Here is a 17,315-nt window from a genome sequence, read left to right on the forward strand (position 1 = left end):
TTATGATGTTAAAAAAACAATATCTTGCCCTGTTTCCTGCGTTAGTGATGGTTGGGTGTACCAGCCAACAGGCGATGCAAAAACCTAGCAAACCTGTGCGTCAAGGCAACGTTCAGATTACCCAAACTCAAACCATTCAAGTGAAGCCAGCACCGAAGCCTGTCATCAAGCCGCAGCCAGTGGCAAAGCCAAGCTATAACAGCTTCTCTGATTGGAAGTCTGATTTTTCTATGCGGCGATTTCATCAGGCCATGATGCAGCGACGGTGCGTCGTTTACTTGATACCGCTTATTTAAATCAGCAAGTCATCTCACTTGACTCAGGACAGCCAGAGTTTTCTAAGATGCCATGGGAATATGTCGATTCTGCCGTATCTGATGGGCGTGTGAGTACTGGTAAGCGTAAGTTCGCCGAGCAACGGGCATTTTTGTCGCAATTAGAATCGCAGTACGGTGTCAATGCAGAAATAATCGCTGCCATTTGGGGCATGGAGTCGTCATACGGCGTGGTGACGGGTAATAGCAGCATACCAAGCTCGCTTGCGAGTCTGGCTTATGATGGTCGTCGCCAAGAATTTGCCGAAACTCAGTTGTTGTCATTAGCGACGCTATTGCAGCGCGGTGATGTGTCTTGGTCGCAGCTCGATGGTTCTTGGGCAGGCGGCATGGGACAGACGCAGTTTATCCCTGATACTTGGCTGAAGCACGGAGTGGATGGCGATGGTAATGGTCACCGTAACCCGTGGGCAACGGGCGATGCACTGGCGTCCACCGCTAATTATTTGAGCAACTCAGGTTGGGTTCGAGGTCTAGCGCCATTTTACGAAGCGACCATTCCTGCCTCATTCGATTATTCCATGGTTGGTAGTAAGCAGCCTGCCGCGAGATGGGCGGCGATGGGTGTTGATACGATAGCTGATGTTTATTTGGATGCCAATACTGAAATGGAGCTGTGGCTACCAGCTGGCAAGGATGGTCCTGTACTGCTACTCAGTCCAAACTTTGATGTGATCAAGGTTTATAATAACTCATCGAGCTATGCGCTAGGTGTCAGCTTATTGGGTAAAGCGCTGGCTGGACAAGGCGGATTACAGAAATCATGGCCGCGTTATGAGCGTCCATTATCCACAGCTCAAGTACGAAATTTACAGCAGCGTTTGACCAACTCAGGCTATGATACTAAAGGCGCTGACGGTATCGTGGGTACCAATACTCGATTGGCGTTCCAGCGCTGGCAAGCAGACAATGGTCAGACTCCAGACGGCTTTATTACTCAGCGTAGTGCGTCATCGTTAGCTTCGTGGTGAAGCAGGTTGATTGCACTGCTTTTGACTCGTATTGATTCTAATATTAGCGTGTTAAAAGAAATTTTTTAACCATCATTTTTGATGGTAATATCAAATACGATGAGCTTAGTGAATAAAATAAAAAAGTACCCTAATAAGGTGCTTTTTATTTTACGCTATGATTGTTTTTCAACAGACTTTAATCTTGTTAGGTTTTAATAAATAATATGGACACAAGAAGACTGATACTGTGACTGATAAACGCTACACTGTTTGTTTATCAATGCGCTTTGTTTATCAATGCGCTTTGTTTATCAACGCGCTATTTATAAGAGCTGACATTATATTTGTCTGTTCAATCTTTTAATATTAGATACAATAGATCCTTTACCCTCATAACGAATGGCAACGAGCAGTGACATTATGATAGACCAATCTCTTATGTCCGATATGCTTAATCCATTTTGGGTCAGTATTAAGCTTGCTGGTGTCACTACCGTTTGTCTATTACTGTTCGCAACGCCTGTGGCTTATTGGCTCGCTAAGCCCAGTCGTAGGCAAGTTGTGTCACGTCTTAAAGTTTTGCTCATGGGCATCATTGCCATGCCATTGGTTTTGCCGCCTACCGTCATCGGCTTTTACCTTTTATTACTGTTAAGCTAGTGTCGGTATTGGTAAATGGCTTAGCGAACATAATATCAGCCCCTTGATATTTACCTTTGAAGGTCTTGTCATTGGTTCTATTATTTACTCCTTGCCTTTTTATATTCAGCCTGTCTACGCCCAATTTTTACGTATTCCACAAAGCGTGATGGAAGTGGCACATTTATTGGAGCCAAGCCGTTTCAAGCGGTTTCTCAGAGTCGCTCTGCCACAAGCGCGTGTCGGTATTGTGCTTGGTAGCTTAATAAGTTTTGCCCATACTATTGGTGAGTTTGGCGTGGTTTTGATGATAGGGGGTAGTATATCCGATGAGACTAAAGTGGTCTCGATTGCAATATATGAGCAAGTAGAGGCGCTGAATTACGAGGCAGCGCACATGATGTCTGGGATTCTCATCATTATGGGAGTGGTTATGGTGGCGTTGATTGCTAGTGTGAGCCGGCTGAATCAACGCTCATAAGATTGTAGTTAATACCTATAGCTTGAATTAATGCGTTAAAATTTATTTATCCATTTATTTTCATCATATCTAAGTCACTTGAGTAGCAAATAAAGCTGGTGCACCGCCCGTATGCCAAAATAAGACACGATCGGTTTTCTTGATTTTGCCAGACCGAATCATATCTATGAGTCCGCCCATCGCACGACCCGTATAGACAGGATCTAAAAGTATGCCTTCTGTTTGAGCTGTCATTGCAATGGCTTCATTTTCTAATGTACCAACCACGCCATAACCTTCGCCTACATAATCAGAGTTGAGTGTTAAATCGCTTTCTGTAAACTGATGATTGGCACCGATAAGGGAGGCCGTGCTACTGGCAAGCGCGACGGTATACTGATCAAAAGGCACTTTGTCTGTTTTACCTTTATCGATATTGATACCTACGATTTGGGCGGGCGAATTGAGTATTTTTTTGCCAAGCATCAAACCGGCTTGTGTTGCCCCAGAGCTAGAAGCAAAAACGATATGAGTAAATAATACGTCCATGCTTTCACGTTGCGATTCCAACTCTTTAAAAGCTTCTACAAACGCTAAAGCACCCAGCTCATTGGAGCCGCCATAGGGTATGACATATGGTTTTTTGCCTTGTTTTGTTAACTGCTCAACGATTTTAGGAATATCTTCTCCTTTACGATTGGCGCCTGCCCAGTGAATATGTGATCCAAAAATTTTGTCTAATAAAAGATTGCCACTTGTTTGTTCGGGTTCTTCTCCACCCAATACTAAATGGCATTCAAGTCCCAAGCTTGCCGCCGCGGCAGCAGTTTGGCGACAATGGTTTGATTGTGCGGCCCCTGCCGTAATCAGGCAATCAGCACCTTGAGCAAGGGCATCACCCATAATAAATTCAAGCTTACGGGTTTTGTTGCCACCCAATGCCAGTCCCGTGTTGTCATCTCGTTTCATAAAAATAGTAGGGCCATCAAGCGCTTTACTCAATCTGCTAAGCGCTATCAAGGGAGTAGGGAAGAAGCCCAATGATTGTCTGGGTATGTGGTTACATTCCATATTTTGTCCCTTTTATAATAAAAAAATGCTGAATAAGTTTGAAACATAGCCATTGATAAAGTCAATTAAAGATGATTATTTAGCGGGTATAAATAGCCAGTAATTATACGTCGTAACAGCCTTATAAAACGTATGAATGCGTATCCAGCTTGAGAATCAGTGGAATCCTAAGGGTTAATTTATCAAATATAAAATGAAAATCCTCATGCAAAATTGACAGGTTGCATGAGGACTCTTTGTTTTATTAACAAACTGTTTATTTTAGTGAGAAAGAGTTGAGAGCTGTTTTAGAACTATTCGTCAAACCAATTAGACGGTTAAAAATGAAACTTCACTAGAGCACTAGGCACGTTTTGAGTTGTATCACTACCATACTTATTTTTCCAATAGCTATATTCCATACCGACCTCTAAGCGATTATCAATGCCTAATAGTGGTTGTAAGTTATACTTTATTTGCGGATTGATATGTAGTTGGTTTTTTAAGTCATCATTGTTAAAAGAGTAGTCTACATAACCATCGACCACAAAATTGTTTTTCTCCCAACCGTAAGTTAAGGTGATTTGCTGGTCATCATCAGTATTATCATTGAAGACATGATATAGGGAAGCAGAGGCGTACTTCATACCTGAAATAGGCACATTCAAATCTGCCCCTAGTCCTATCATATAGTTGTCTTGGCTAAAGCCTTTGCTGTTCGAGCCAAACTCATATTGCCCCGCTAGATTGAGCTGTTTGATAAAGCTATCATCGAAAGTTGTAAGCTTAAGCTTGGGCGCAAACTCACCATAGGTTTCTTTAAATCTATTGTTTTCAATATCATTTGCGCCTTGATGGCGATCGACGAAGAAAAATACGCCGCCCCAACTGTGTTGATGCGTGCTCCAGAGTGATGGTCGTCAATTCTCCGTCTTTTACCAGCTCATAGTCATTGCCATACAGTACAGAAAGACTGGTATCGGTGAAAAGCACCTTTGCATGGCTGCTGCTCATCGTACCCAAGACAACGATCGCGGCTAAAGCCGTGGTTAATGAGCTACTAAAAAACAGTTTTTTCTTAATATTGGTTTTACATAATTGGCTAGCCAGTGGCAAATTCGTAGATAAGTGATAACGCACAGTAATATTCCTTTATATAGAGTGGATCATCCTAGCAGGCTGGTATATGACAGAAGCGCGTTTTAACTTCCTGTCAAAACGGGTCAATACTGCTAAGGATAAAGCGCGGTCAGGTTTCGGTAGCAATCCAGAATAATGGAGATGAGTGCTACAAATGTAAGTGTTGTTAACAGTACAAAAAATGCTCTGTTGGCTATGTTATCCGCAATAATTCTTAACACTTTGAAACAGTTAAGCATGTTTTATAATGAGTGACAACCATAAGCTGGCTAAGAAAAACGGTCTATCAAGCCTTCTAAGTATTTGATATTACCTAAGTTTATGATTTTATTAAATTAATTGACTAAATGGTCAGCTTTATTGTTTTTGTAAGCAAGGAGATGTGTCGAAGTAGCTGGTAGGTTAAACCACTAGCAATAATTATTACGATTTAGAATAGTAAAAAAAGCTGGTAGGGTGGTTGAGGACAAATAATACGAGAGGCAAGTGAATAGAGGTATGGCAGAATTAATAGACACAAAAAAACCTCAAACAATCTAATTGTTTGAGGCGAAACTTGCTTAAACTCGAGAGTTTAAATTCGTTTTAAATATGGCGCAGCGGACGGGACTCGAACCCGCGACCCCCGGCGTGACAGGCCGGTATTCTAACCAACTGAACTACCGCTGCTTAGGTCGTACTTAGTTTATTTAACCACTTAGCCTACTACTTGAAAGTAACGCTATACTAAATAGTGGTGGGTGATGACGGATTCGAACCGCCGACATTCTGCGTGTAAGGCAGACGCTCTACCAACTGAGCTAATCACCCTTCGAACAATTGCTATGCAATTTATTCAACATCAACTGAGCTCTAAGTTTGTCACTAAGCTCTGCTGCTGTGGGTGTGTATTATATAGATTTACACATGGCTGTCAAACAGTTTTTTAACTATTTTGAAAAATAATTGAAAATACTGTCTGAAAGCTATTATTAATAGTAGTCTGAGGCACGTGTTTCCTAAGGTTGCTGCCTAAAAACTTATTATGGTTAGTCATTGTTTGATGGTCAAAAACTACTATACTATTGAGGGTGTTTTACGACTCATGCTTTATTTTATGTTGATTGTTGGAGGCGGGCATAGAAAATTCCACTATTGAACAAACTTTTACGACCTGGTCTTGGGGAGACTTCGCAGGCTTGGGTCTGGTATTGCATATTGTTCTCATGATAGTAATGACGCTACGTGTTGTATCGGTGCAGCGCAATATCGGTGTATCTATCGCTTGGATTGCTGTGCTCTATACCTTGCCTCTTTTTGGTTTCATCGCTTATATACTATTGGGTGAGCCGATGATAGGGCGGCGCTATCGTCAACGGGTAGACCAAGCAAGCTTATTGATGGATGATATGGCACGGCGTGAGAATTTGGTTTTTGATCAGGGACAAGAGTTGCTGCCAGCCAACTACCGCGGTGTCAGTCAAATAGGCACGCGCTGGACGGGGCTGGGCGTGTTTCCTAATCACAATATGCAGCTATTGACAGATCCTCATACTATCTTTCAGAATTTAATCGAAGATATCAATGCTGCTCAGAGCATTATCCTGATGGAGTTTTACATTGTTTATCCTAAAGGACAAGTACTAGAGGTGATAGAGGCGTTGTCAGCGGCAGCGCAGCGTGGCGTTGAGTGTCATATATTGGCCGATAGCGTGGGTAGCTTTAGCTTTTTTAACAGTAGCGCGCACCGTACATTGGAAAAAGCAGGTGTTTTTGTCCATCAGTCACTACCAGTGGGTCTGTTTAAAACGTTATTTAAGCGCTCTGACTTGCGTAACCATCGTAAGATTGTGGTGATTGATGAGCACATTGGTTATATCGGTAGCTTTAACTTAGTCGATCCGAGGTTTTTTAAACAAAATAAAAACGTTGGACAGTGGATCGATGTGGCCATACGCACGACCAGTCAACACTCTATTAGTATTACGACAGCCATGGCGATCGTGGTGGCCACAGACATTGGTGCGGAAAACAATGACAATCTAGACGCGCTCAATCAGCGAGTAAATGGCTATACTCGTAAACTATATGTGATGAACCCAACCATTAATGATTTAAACAGTCGGGTAAAGGTATTGGCTGGTGAGATCGACTATTATGAGCAGCCAAATATTGGCTCGACATCGATTGTGATACCGAAGATGCCGATGGTAGAAGGGGTGCTGGCGCAGCTAATACCTTCCGCACCACAAGTGACTGCCCATGTGATTTACAATACATTGGTGACCGTTATTCATCGTGCCAATAAACGCATTCGCATTACCACACCGTATTTTGTACCTGACGAGGCGCTCTCGGGAGCATTAACGATCGCTGCCAAACGCGGGGTTGAGGTGACGCTGATTGTCCCTGAAAAGGTGGATTCGTTTCTTGTACAGCATGCGTCACAAGCCTATTATCAAGAGCTGCTCGAGGCAGGCGTGACGATTGCCTTGTTTAAGGGTGGTCTGTTGCATACCAAAACAGTGGTTATCGATGATGATTATTGTTTATTTGGTACTGTAAACATCGATATGCGCAGTTTTATCTAAATATGGAGGTGAGCTTGGCCATTTATACACCAGAGATGGTCGCTCAAGTCGCTGATTGTCAAGAAGTCTACTTACAAAGTTGCCGTTTTCTGAGTTTAGAGCAGTGGCAACAGCGCCATGGTACAGAGCGTTTGTTTGATAATGTGGTACGCTTATTTAGTCCTTTATTGTAGCATTTTCGATTTTAGGGTAAGGTAAACGACTGATATCAGTTTAGTCCCATGATGACCTTATTTTTATTACTATTAATTTATCCCGATAAAGGATGCGCTTGTCTATGTATGCATCGTCTGCATCACCTCTAACGCCCTTTGACTATATTGCAGCAGGCTATTGGCAAGACTTTCTAGCGAATCGTCCTATCGCTGGTGGCATTGCTTACGAAAGCGAGCTTCGTGATTGTATATTAGATGAGTCATTGGCAAGCTTACAGCGAGTCGATACGCTGCTGTCGCACATACGCCGTGAGATGGTTAAAACTGGTCGATGGCATGAAGAGACATTATTGCTCGATGAACGCTATCGTAACTTTATGGTATTTTTGGCATTTTATGCAGGGCGAGTATTGGCACAGCAATGGCAAAATACGCCGCATTGGTATGGACAATTTGAGCTACATAAGCGCTATCCTGAATTGGCTCTCAAAACCGATGATTTTTATCAACATATGGCGGTTATCTATTGTCAGTCGGCTGATGCTAATAGCGTTACGTCATTGTTTTTTGCCCTAGAGCCGATAGGTTTGCGGTTATTTGGTCATATTGATCGGCCGTTTGCAGCCGTACAAGGCGGTCAAGTGGCTAGCGGTTTATATCAAGCGGTTAGTGCAAGGCTGCCAAAGCTGAATGATGACCAAGTGGTTAAGTCAGGCACGCCAGTTTTAGTTACTCAAAGCAGCACACAAAATACAAATACAAGCACTCATGTAGAGCGTATTAAAACGGTTGATAGTCAGAAACCATTGGAAAAAGAAGGGTTGAGTCATACGCCACATGCTGTGCCAGAATCTCAGAACCTGTTTCAGCAAGAGAGCCAAACTAAGCCTGTGCTGTCTAAATCAGAAACAGTACAACCTCATACAACCTCAGAAAATAGGGTATTAGAGCAGCCACTACCATCGTCAGTGCCTTCTCTTCAAGAATTGCCAATGCCCGCGATTTTTACTCAATTGCTCGTAGAGCTGGATAACATAGAAGTCGTTCAAACGGCTGGAAATATTGAGTATCAGCAAGCCCATAAAGTGTTGGAGCAGTTTGAGCAACATATTGCTAAGCAAAGTCAGCCACGCGCGCAAATGCGCTTTTCAGAGAGTCATTTAACGACAAAAAAGCAAGCGCTATTAACACTACAAGAGGCGGCGCATGCGGGTAATAGTGCTGCCATGCTACATTTGGCAATGTATGAGTTACTTGGCGAAGGATTAACGGTTGATAAGGGTGCTGCTACAGCGTCAGGGGTTGAATGGGTTAAGCAGGCAGCCAGCAAAAACGACAGTCGTGCGCAGCGCCTACTAAGCAAGATGTATTACCAAGGGGTTGGCGTAGTGCAAGATATAGACACTGGTAAATATTGGCTAGAGCAAGCAGCGGAGAATGGACACGCGGAAGCGGCGAGCGTAGTAGGGCAATGGCAACAGGCGCAAGCGCTGATAACGACACAAAAACAAGAGCAACATAGCATGAAGCGCTATCAGTTGTTATTCGTCGCCATACTCGTAGTGGCAATATTGATCCTAATTATTGTCTAAAATATTTTATGGCAACACGCTGTAAAGCGTATTGTTAATCGCTAAATTCAGGTAGAATTGGCGCATTTTTTACCGTCACCTTACTATAGTCGATTTAATTTAAAGAGGTGAATGCCGTCACTCTTTTATAGTGAATTGACTATATTATTTAAGCCATTACTAATCTGGCAACTTTATGCCATCTTCTCCTATATCCTCTGATTGTGCTTTGGCAGCGACTGACCCAGTATCGTTGCCCAGCCGCACTGTTTATACTGCGCCTTTGTATTATCAGTGCGCCATTGGCTTACTTAAGCCGCTATATCGACTGCAAGTTTGGCAACGCTCACACAACCGCGACAACTATCAACAAGAAGTGGCGCAGCGTTTTGGCAAACAATATCCACCGCGACCAGTGGCTAAAGTGACTAATGCGCAAACTGATAAAGGCGTTATTTGGTGTCATGCGGTGTCATTGGGCGAGACCAATACCGTCGCGCCATTATTAGATACATTATTGGCTGATGGCTATCAGATATGGCTAACCAATACCACGCAGACAGGTTTTGCTCGCGGTGCCAGCCGTTTCGCCGATGATATTGCTCAAGGTCGGATGAGCCATAGCTACGTACCTGTCGACAGCCCAACTGTGATTGAGGCTTTTTTGGCGCATGTCGAGCCTATCGCTGCTCTGTTTGTCGAAACAGAACTATGGGCAAATATCTTAACCAAATTATCCGAACACCATATTCCCAGTATCTTGGTCAACGGTCGGCTGTCAGCATCTTCTTTTAAAAGTTATCAAAAAATTGCTGCGGTCAGTGCCAGTATGATGAAAAATCTGACTTTGATTATCGCCCAAGACAGCGACTCTGCTAAACGCTTTCGACAATTGGGTGCGAATAGCGCGCAAATTCGTGTCGCAGGTTCACTCAAATGGGTGATCAATACGCCTCAAATTGAAGATAAAGCGGCTGATATAGAAGCTAACTATACAGAAAATCCTAGCGTACCAAACCAATATTCTGAATCGGCCAAAGAGTCCGCATTAGCAAAAGAGATGAATATCGCTGGTCGACCGATTTGGGTTGCCGCAAGTACCCATAGTGGCGAAGAAGAGACGGCATTGTCACTGCATCAACAGCTATTGTCTCATCCCGCGCTCGCTGATGCGCTGCTTATCATTGTACCTAGACATCCTGAACGTTTTGATGAAGTAGCAGCGCTCATTCAAGCGTCCGAATTAACAATGGCACGGCGTAGTGCAGAAGATAGCATTCATGTAGACACACAAGTCTATCTGGCTGATAGCATGGGTGAGCTGATGGCGTGGTATAAGTTGGCAGATGTGGCACTGGTCGGCGGCTCGTTAGTAGATGTCGGTGGGCACAATCCTGTTGAGCCAGCGAGTGTGGCAACGCCTGTACTCATGGGGCGCTATACGCAGTCTTGCCAAAGCGTGGTGGATAAATTGGCGGAGGTCGGCGCGTTATATCAGCCAAACAATGTTTTCTATCGTCCCATTACTGTTAATGCGGCTACTACTAATGATGATATGAATCAACAATCCTCTCGTAAGCAGCCTACCGCTAAAGAGGATGTAGCGCTCATTTATCAGCAGCTAGTGTCTTGGCTCAGTGATCTTGAGGTAGCGCAACAAGCAGGGCAAGCTGGCTCGCGAATGACAAGACAACAGCAAGCCGTACTGACCCGCCAATTTACCATGATTAAAGAGGTTGTCGAGCAGCATGCTATTCAACAACCAAGCCAAGAGCTGCTATGAATTGTCTATTATTACCCATTGAAAACTTCTCTTCGGATGCGGCATATATTGCTGAATTATCACAAATAAATCACGTCAATAAAGTGCTAATAGCAAAAGTTGGTGATACGCTGAAAATCGGTCAAATGGGCGGTCATTTGGGCACTGCTGTGATTGAGAGCATCCGCTCTGATACTATTGAGTTGCGTGATATTCAGCTCACCACTGCGCCGCCACCAAAGCTAGATTTGACCGTTGTGTTGGCACTACCGCGTCCTAAAGTGCTACGCCGCTTAATCATGGATATGACCGCGCTTGGGGTGCGCGATATTATCCTAATCAATAGCTATCGCACGCAAAAAAGCTATTGGCAAAGTCCGATGCTTGAGCGCCTTGATGAGTTTGTATTAGAAGGGCTGCAACAAGGGGTTGACACCATAGCGCCTCGTATCACTTTACAAAAACGCTTCAAGCCATTCGTGGAAGATGAGCTGGCAGGTTTGGTAACCAATCGAGCCATCGTGGCGCACCCGTATAGTGAGCTATCCTTTACACAGTATCTACAACAGCAACCATCGTTAGGATTGCCAAGTCTGGTTTGTATCGGTAGCGAGGGCGGCTGGATTGATTATGAAATAGCGTTGCTTGCCACTCAAGGTTGCACGGCAGTCACTATAGGCTCGCGTATCCTGCGTACAGAAGCCGCCGTCAATGTGATTTTAGGTCAATGGTTGCTGTCGTGAATCAGTAGATAATTGAAAGATAATTGAGATGTGCCATCACTTAGAAAATCTATATACTGCTCCGTGAAGATCTATAAATTTATCCTTAAAAAGAGACAGTTGAGCCAAATTATCCGTGCATTTCTGAGTTAAACAAATGTATTGATAATTAATCTCATTTCTATTAGTATGTTGTTTCAGAGATTATCGCGTGATTGAACCTTATTGTTAGAGGTCTTTAGCGCCGTCTTATCTTATTGTCATCTCGTATATTTATCTCACCTTTTCGTAGCATCATTATGGGGAAAACCATGTCATTGAATGCCATTAGCGCTAACCTAACTTCTACTAAGCTTATCTTGCCTGTTGCCGTATTTGGCATGATGTTGGGACTGGCTGGTTGTAGCAATTCATCTACAACAGAAGAGAGCGTGGAGGCGGAGACATCAGCGGCGGCTACTGAGCAACCAGCTGCTAATGATGGTGCTACGAGTGAAGGTGGTCAAACGATTACTATTTATTCTTCGCGAATGAGCAGCTGATTAAGCCATTGCTAGACCGTTATACAGAACAGACAGGTGTGAAGATTGAGCTGGTCACAGATAGTACAGGTCCGCTCATGGCGCGTTTGCAAGCTGAAGGTCAGAACACGCCAGCCGACATGCTGCTCACGGTTGATGCGGGTAACTTATGGCAAGCGGCTCAACAAGGCTTATTGCAACCAGTATCCTCTACTGTGTTAGAAGAAAATGTCCCTGCCAAATATCGTGATCCAAAAGGTCAGTGGACAGGGCTATCATTGCGTGCTCGTACGATCTTTTATGACCCAAGTAAAGTCAGTGCCGACCAATTATCTACTTATGCAGATTTAGCCGATCCGAAGTGGAAAGGCAAGTTATGCCTACGTACCTCTAAAAAGGTCTATAACCAGTCGCTTGTGGCCAGTATGATGGAGCATTTGGGCGAAGAAAAAACGGAAGAAATCGTCCGTGGTTGGGTCGCTAACTTAGCGACTGACGTGTTCAGCGATGACACCAGTATGCTAGAAGCCATCGCTGCTGGTCAGTGTGAAGTGGGCATTGCCAACAGTTACTACTACGGTCGTCTGCTCGATGAAAAACCTAACTTCCCTGTGAAAATATTTTGGGCAAACCAAGGCACGACTGGTACACACGTAAATATTTCAGGTGCTGGTGTGGTCGCAGGTTCAGACAATCCAGATGGGACGCTTAAACTGATAGAATGGTTGTCTTCTGATGAGGCGCAAGGTCTTTATGCCAGCTCAGACAAAGAATTTCCAGTAAAAGTAGGGGTTGATGAGTCAGAAATGCTCAGATCATGGGGTGAATTCAAAAAAGACGATATCAATGTGCAAAAGTTTGGTGAGCTACAAACCCAAGCCATTCAGTTGATGGACAAAGCAGGCTATAAATAAGGTATTGACAGTCATACCATTCTCAAAAAGGACAATGCCTATCAAGTACGAGTATCAAGCTTGATAGGCTAAATGATAGTATTTATGTTCAAAGCAGACAGTGTTTTTAGCCGTATTTTTGAGTTTGGTATAATGTTATAAGGTCTTTATGCGTATGACACGGTAATAATGATATGATCAAAACGCCAGACGCGTCTGTACGTCAAAACGATACAGTCAATGATAGTGCTAATGCCAACAATATGGATAATCATAATATTGATGGCAAGCAGACCGTCAGCCAAGACCACGCCGTCCGTAAACGTATTATCTCAAAATCAGTCTTAGGACTGATTTCGTCGTTTATGCTTTTGCCAATTTTGATTGTGTTGCTATCTTGGATGCAGCCAATTGCTGATATCTGGACGCACATGGCAGATTATGTGCTGCCACAAGTGCTTAAAAATACCGCGATTTTATTGCTGATGGTAACAGTCGTGTCTGGCACTATTGGCACCGCGCTTGCTTGGGTAACCAGTATGTACCGCTTCCCTGGACAGCGGTTTTTTTCGTGGGCGCTGATGTTGCCACTGGCGATACCTGCCTATGTATTGGCGTTTGTCACCATTGGTATTGTTGATTTTAGTGGACCATTACAGACAGGTTTGCGTGACCTAGGCTTTGATGCAGCGATTCCTTCGATCCGTAATGTCTGGGGAGCAGGTTTGGTATTGTCCCTAGCATTTTATCCCTATGTTTATTTGCTGGCGCGTCAAGCGTTCTTATCGCAAGGCAGGCGCGCGATTGAAGCGGGACAAATGCTGGGCTTAAGCCGTAGCCGCGTGTTTTTTCGGTTGGCATTACCACAAGCCTTGCCATGGATTATTGGCGGACTATTGCTTGCTAGTATGGAAACTTGGCAGACTTTGGGGCCGTGTCAGTCTTTAATGTTGATACCTTTACCACGGCTATTTACAAAGCATGGTTTGGCTTCTTTAGTTTGACCACTGCGGCACAATTGGCAGCTTTGCTCATCGGTGTAATCTTTATTGTGGTATTGTTTGAACAGTATTGGCAAACCAAGCGCGGCAATAATGTGACTCAAGGCAGCAGTCAACGTTTTGATGCCAGCACGCCTGCAAAATTGGGCATGACATTGCTGTGTGCCTTGGTGTTTGCTGGCGCTTTTTTAATCCCATTTTTGCAGCTTATCTACTGGACGGCATTGAATTTTCGCCAAGATTTTGATGCGCGCTATATTGATTTTGTGACCAACAGCCTCATGATTGCTAGCATGACCACGATTTTTATTGCCTTTTTGGCGATTATCATTGCGTGGATTAAGCGGCAGTATCCTGATAAATTGACCAAGCTCATGACTACTTTGGCAAATTTGGGTTATGTGGTGCCGGGTACAGTATTGGCAGTGGGCATATTTATTCCAATTGCTTGGCTAGACAACCAAATGATTGCGTTTGGGATTACCACGCAGCAAGTGCTATCAGGCAGTGTGATAGTGATGCTATTGGCATTATCGACGCGTTTTATGACGGTGAGTTTTCAGCCAGTTGATCGACAGCTACAGCGACTAACGGTCAATCAAGAAGCGGCTGCCAAATTACTGAGTGACAGTTCTTATCAGCGCTGGCGTCAAGTGATGTTGCCTGTTATTAGTCCGGGAATATTTACAGGACTATTGATGGGGTTTGTTGAAGTCATGAAAGAGATGCCGATTACCTTAATGACGCGTCGCCAAGGCTGGGATACGCTGGCGGTGCGGGTGTTTGAGATGACCAGTGAAGGCATGTGGGGACGAGCTGCGTTGCCCAGTTTATTGATTGTGCTGGTTGGGCTGCTGCCTGTTTGGATATTATTGCGTCAAAGCGATAAGCAAGGTTAAGGTGTTTTTAGAGTGAATCTGCATTATCCGATGACGCTCCATTTTATGATTGTTTTCACTGTTTTATCTATGGGTTTTATTTACTAATAGCTAACTGGTACCGTCTATGTACACTGATTCAATGAAAGGCTCAGCAGACTCTAAATCAATCAATGCCAGGTCAATAAAGGCCAAGGCAAGACTAGAGCATATAAAAAAATTACCAGTTGCTCAAGTTAAGACGCCGCCCGCCCAGCCTAGTAAGTCTTTAGAAAAAAGCAGTGCTTTTAGCCAAGATGTTGAGACAGCTACGGCTACTAGTCCTTATTTTAGTGTGCAAGATTTAATCGTCGGTTATGACGATACGATTATCGTCAATGGTTTGTCATTGGAATTGAAGCAAGGCGAGATTGGTTGCTTTTTAGGTTATAGCGGCTGCGGTAAGACCACGGCACTAAGAGCGATTGCAGGGCTGGAACAAAGCCGTGATGGTACGGTTCTCTTAAACAATCAATGTCTTACTGATAAAACTGACCGCAACTCATATGCAGTCGCACCCGCCAAACGCGGTATGGGTATGGTGTTTCAGGACTATGCGTTATTTGGGCATTTGAGCGTGGCAAAAAACATCGCTTTTGGTCTGAATAAATGGTCTGCCGCTGACAAAAAATCCCGTGTCGCTGAGATGCTAGAGCTGGTTGAATTGTCTGAGCATGCTGACAAACGTCCAAATGAGCTGTCAGGTGGTCAGCAGCAGCGGGTGGCATTAGCCCGTGCATTAGCGCCAAAGCCAAAATTATTACTACTCGATGAGCCGTTTTCTAATCTAGATGTGGTACTACGTGAATCATTGGCAATGAATGTCCGTGATATTCTTAAACGCACCAATACCACGGCAATATTGGTCACTCATGATCAAAACGAAGCCTTTGCACTGGCTGATAAAGTGGGGGTGATGCATAAAGGCAAGCTGGTACAGTGGGCAACCCCAAGTGAGCTATATCATGAGCCAATCAGTCCTTTTGTCGCCGAGTTTGTCGGCGAAGGCGCGATGATAGATGGCATCATCAAAGAAGGCCATGTTGAGACGGCATTAGGCGATATCTATCGACGTATGGAAGTGTACGATGAATCAGGGTATCCACAGTATTGCGAGTACGATTATCCTAATGGCACACCGATTAAGGTGCTGGTGCGCCTGATGATATCATTCATGACGATGAGAGCAACCAAACCGCTTTAGTCGTTGGACGCGTATTTCGCGGTGCCAACTATCTATATCGCTTACAGCTCGATGACGGGCAAACGGTACTGTCTTTAGTCGCCAGCCACCATAATCACGAGATTGGGTCACAGATTGGTATTTTACCTATCTTAGAGCACGTCGTGGTATTTGATGAAAAAGACATTAATGCGACGACTTGGTCAGAGTATGATAGGTCAGAAAGAGTTGATGAGACAGAATAGTCGCAGCATTTATAAATGATTAGGGTATTAACCTCGCGACATGCACACGGTATGCTATTGACGCTTGGCTGCCTTGTATCTACTTTAAACTGCGGCGACTATATTAATTCATGTTTACGTCAAACAACTGCGGCTTGCACTTAAGCTTATCGTGTCGCCAATATGTGCAAATAACGTCCCAACCATTTATATGGCTCTAATTGCGAGTAGCGCAGCTCCATGCGTATCACGGCTTCTGGGTCATTGTGACCACCACGCTTAAGCGGGGCATAATCATGAAATACGCGCAGACCACTGGTGCGTATGGTCTGATAATGATGCGCAGCCAACCAAGATTCAACTTCTTCTTTGGCGACAGGATGGTTGGGCGTGAGGCTTTTTTTGTTGTCCGCCTTATATTCTGTATTATCGAGTAAGTTGAAATTCCCCATGATCAGATTACGATAATCAAAGCTTGCTGGGTTATAAAAGCATAAAGATAGCGCACCATTATCCGCTAATTGCTGATCAAAAAAGTCCATCACGGCAGCGGGCTCGGCCAACCATTCAAGCAGCGCATGACACATGATTAAATCAAACTTTTCACTATTTTCTGTACCCAACTTTTCTGGCAGCTCCTGATAGGGGCAAACGTACCATGTGATATTCAGGTCTTCGTCTATCTGCGCGGCACTCGCTTTCGCTTTTTCTAGCATATTGGCTGAGATGTCATTGATGACCAATGTATGACCTTGAGCTGCCAGCTCTATTGCAATCTGTGCCAACCCTGCACCCACATCCAAAATACGTAAAGCTCGCCCAAGCTTTTACTCATTTGCGCGCTATATTCAAAGATATCACGGCGTAGCACCGCCAATCGAATATCGCCTTTTAAGCCACCGTAGACCTTTTTTTTCAAAATGATCCGCAATCGCATCGAAGCTACGATCGGCACGTATATCACCTGATGTGTCGATTTGTTGTGTCAGATTAAGCGATTGGTTGTCATGTTCTTTGGTACTTTCACTATTGGTTTGCATAAAGCGCTATCTGTATTAGGGTGGTATTTTGGAACATCGTACAACAAAGACAAAATCTAAGCTAGGCTTGACACCAATACTAGCTTTACCAGAGCGTTAAATATGCTATTAAATACCAGTTTCCCAGTAGCTTTTCATAATATTTTACGGTATAAGTAGTAAGGTTTAAGAAACAATTA

At 44.0% G+C, this 17,315-nt stretch carries 12 protein-coding genes, 2 tRNA genes and 4 pseudogenes; 12 read left to right on the forward strand and 6 right to left on the reverse strand.

Annotation, left to right across the window (positions count from 1 at the left end; translation table 11 throughout):
- The first annotated feature begins 2 nt into the window (after window positions 1–2).
- The 3 genes and pseudogenes from TT12_RS02075 to TT12_RS16145 all read left to right on the forward strand — a co-directional run bounded on the left by TT12_RS02075 (window position 3) and on the right by TT12_RS16145 (window position 2,408).
- A pseudogene (locus TT12_RS02075) lies at window positions 3–1,306 on the forward strand (lytic murein transglycosylase).
- A 402-nt stretch (window positions 1,307–1,708) separates the two neighbouring features.
- Complete coding sequence (locus TT12_RS16140; RefSeq protein ID WP_243443249.1) at window positions 1,709–1,948, forward strand: hypothetical protein; 240 nt, start codon at window positions 1,709–1,711, stop codon at window positions 1,946–1,948.
- Window positions 1,949–1,991: 43 nt separating this feature from the next.
- Window positions 1,992–2,408: a molybdate ABC transporter permease subunit gene (locus TT12_RS16145; RefSeq protein WP_243443250.1), complete on the forward strand. Its 417-nt coding sequence runs from the start codon at window positions 1,992–1,994 to the stop codon at window positions 2,406–2,408.
- Window positions 2,409–2,477: 69 nt separating this feature from the next.
- Here TT12_RS16145 and TT12_RS02085 read toward each other — a convergent pair whose 3' ends face one another.
- The 5 genes from TT12_RS02085 to TT12_RS02100 all read right to left on the reverse strand — a co-directional run bounded on the left by TT12_RS02085 (window position 2,478) and on the right by TT12_RS02100 (window position 5,387).
- Entirely contained in the window at window positions 2,478–3,458 is a 981-nt protein-coding gene (locus TT12_RS02085; protein ID WP_045451759.1) for a D-cysteine desulfhydrase family protein, read from the reverse strand.
- Between the two features lie 317 nt (window positions 3,459–3,775).
- Window positions 3,776–4,126, reverse strand: coding sequence for a hypothetical protein (locus TT12_RS16150; RefSeq protein ID WP_243443251.1), 351 nt, complete (start codon window positions 4,124–4,126; stop codon window positions 3,776–3,778).
- 151 nt (window positions 4,127–4,277) lie between these two features.
- A complete protein-coding gene (locus TT12_RS16155) occupies window positions 4,278–4,577 on the reverse strand; it encodes a hypothetical protein (protein WP_243443252.1) in 300 nt (99 codons plus the stop codon).
- Between the two features lie 592 nt (window positions 4,578–5,169).
- Window positions 5,170–5,246: transfer RNA gene (locus TT12_RS02095), tRNA-Asp, on the reverse strand.
- 65 nt (window positions 5,247–5,311) lie between these two features.
- Window positions 5,312–5,387: transfer RNA gene (locus TT12_RS02100), tRNA-Val, on the reverse strand.
- A gap of 404 nt (window positions 5,388–5,791) precedes the next feature.
- Between TT12_RS02100 and TT12_RS02105 the strand changes: the two genes are divergently transcribed.
- The 9 genes and pseudogenes from TT12_RS02105 to TT12_RS16170 all read left to right on the forward strand — a co-directional run bounded on the left by TT12_RS02105 (window position 5,792) and on the right by TT12_RS16170 (window position 16,117).
- Window positions 5,792–7,147, forward strand: coding sequence for a phospholipase D-like domain-containing protein (locus TT12_RS02105; protein ID WP_243443253.1), 1,356 nt, complete (start codon window positions 5,792–5,794; stop codon window positions 7,145–7,147).
- A 14-nt stretch (window positions 7,148–7,161) separates the two neighbouring features.
- Window positions 7,162–7,320 (forward strand): hypothetical protein, encoded by a 159-nt coding sequence (locus tag TT12_RS16160; protein ID WP_243443254.1) that lies wholly within the window; start codon window positions 7,162–7,164, stop codon window positions 7,318–7,320.
- Window positions 7,321–7,424: 104 nt separating this feature from the next.
- Complete coding sequence (locus TT12_RS02110; RefSeq protein WP_045451761.1) at window positions 7,425–8,894, forward strand: tetratricopeptide repeat protein; 1,470 nt, start codon at window positions 7,425–7,427, stop codon at window positions 8,892–8,894.
- 175 nt (window positions 8,895–9,069) lie between these two features.
- Window positions 9,070–10,656, forward strand: a complete 1,587-nt coding sequence (locus tag TT12_RS02115) for a 3-deoxy-D-manno-octulosonic acid transferase (protein ID WP_201605327.1) — start codon at window positions 9,070–9,072, stop codon at window positions 10,654–10,656.
- Window positions 10,653–11,378: a 16S rRNA (uracil(1498)-N(3))-methyltransferase gene (locus TT12_RS02120; protein ID WP_045451765.1), complete on the forward strand. Its 726-nt coding sequence runs from the start codon at window positions 10,653–10,655 to the stop codon at window positions 11,376–11,378. The genes TT12_RS02115 and TT12_RS02120 overlap by 4 nt, the downstream gene beginning before the upstream one ends.
- Before the next feature lie 290 nt (window positions 11,379–11,668).
- Window positions 11,669–12,792, forward strand: a pseudogene (locus TT12_RS02125) (extracellular solute-binding protein).
- A gap of 173 nt (window positions 12,793–12,965) precedes the next feature.
- Window positions 12,966–14,671, forward strand: a pseudogene (locus TT12_RS19235) (ABC transporter permease).
- A gap of 106 nt (window positions 14,672–14,777) precedes the next feature.
- Complete coding sequence (locus TT12_RS02135; RefSeq protein ID WP_243443257.1) at window positions 14,778–15,893, forward strand: ABC transporter ATP-binding protein; 1,116 nt, start codon at window positions 14,778–14,780, stop codon at window positions 15,891–15,893.
- Complete coding sequence (locus TT12_RS16170) at window positions 15,860–16,117, forward strand: TOBE domain-containing protein (protein ID WP_243443290.1); 258 nt, start codon at window positions 15,860–15,862, stop codon at window positions 16,115–16,117. Before TT12_RS02135 ends, TT12_RS16170 begins: the two co-directional genes overlap by 34 nt.
- A 146-nt stretch (window positions 16,118–16,263) precedes the next feature.
- On the opposite strand, the pseudogene TT12_RS02140 reads toward TT12_RS16170, so the two are convergent.
- A pseudogene (locus TT12_RS02140) lies at window positions 16,264–17,136 on the reverse strand (methyltransferase domain-containing protein).
- Window positions 17,137–17,315 lie beyond the last annotated feature (179 nt).

Origin of the sequence: Psychrobacter sp. JCM 18903 (assembly GCF_000586475.1) — a bacterium.
Lineage (GTDB): Bacteria > Pseudomonadota > Gammaproteobacteria > Pseudomonadales > Moraxellaceae > Psychrobacter.

What these genes read in the sequence shown, in the direction of transcription:
- TT12_RS16140 (WP_243443249.1), top strand. Translation starts at nt 1,709, where the DNA reads ATGATAGACCAATCTCTTATGTCCGATATGCTTAATCCATTTTGGGTC.
- TT12_RS02085 (WP_045451759.1), bottom strand. Translation starts at nt 3,458, where the DNA reads ATGGAATGTAACCACATACCCAGACAATCATTGGGCTTCTTCCCTACT.
- TT12_RS16150 (WP_243443251.1), bottom strand. Translation starts at nt 4,126, where the DNA reads ATGATAGGACTAGGGGCAGATTTGAATGTGCCTATTTCAGGTATGAAG.
- TT12_RS02105 (WP_243443253.1), top strand. Translation starts at nt 5,792, where the DNA reads ATGACGCTACGTGTTGTATCGGTGCAGCGCAATATCGGTGTATCTATC.
- TT12_RS02110 (WP_045451761.1), top strand. Translation starts at nt 7,425, where the DNA reads ATGTATGCATCGTCTGCATCACCTCTAACGCCCTTTGACTATATTGCA.
- TT12_RS02115 (WP_201605327.1), top strand. Translation starts at nt 9,070, where the DNA reads ATGCCATCTTCTCCTATATCCTCTGATTGTGCTTTGGCAGCGACTGAC.
- TT12_RS02120 (WP_045451765.1), top strand. Translation starts at nt 10,653, where the DNA reads ATGAATTGTCTATTATTACCCATTGAAAACTTCTCTTCGGATGCGGCA.
- TT12_RS02135 (WP_243443257.1), top strand. Translation starts at nt 14,778, where the DNA reads ATGTACACTGATTCAATGAAAGGCTCAGCAGACTCTAAATCAATCAAT.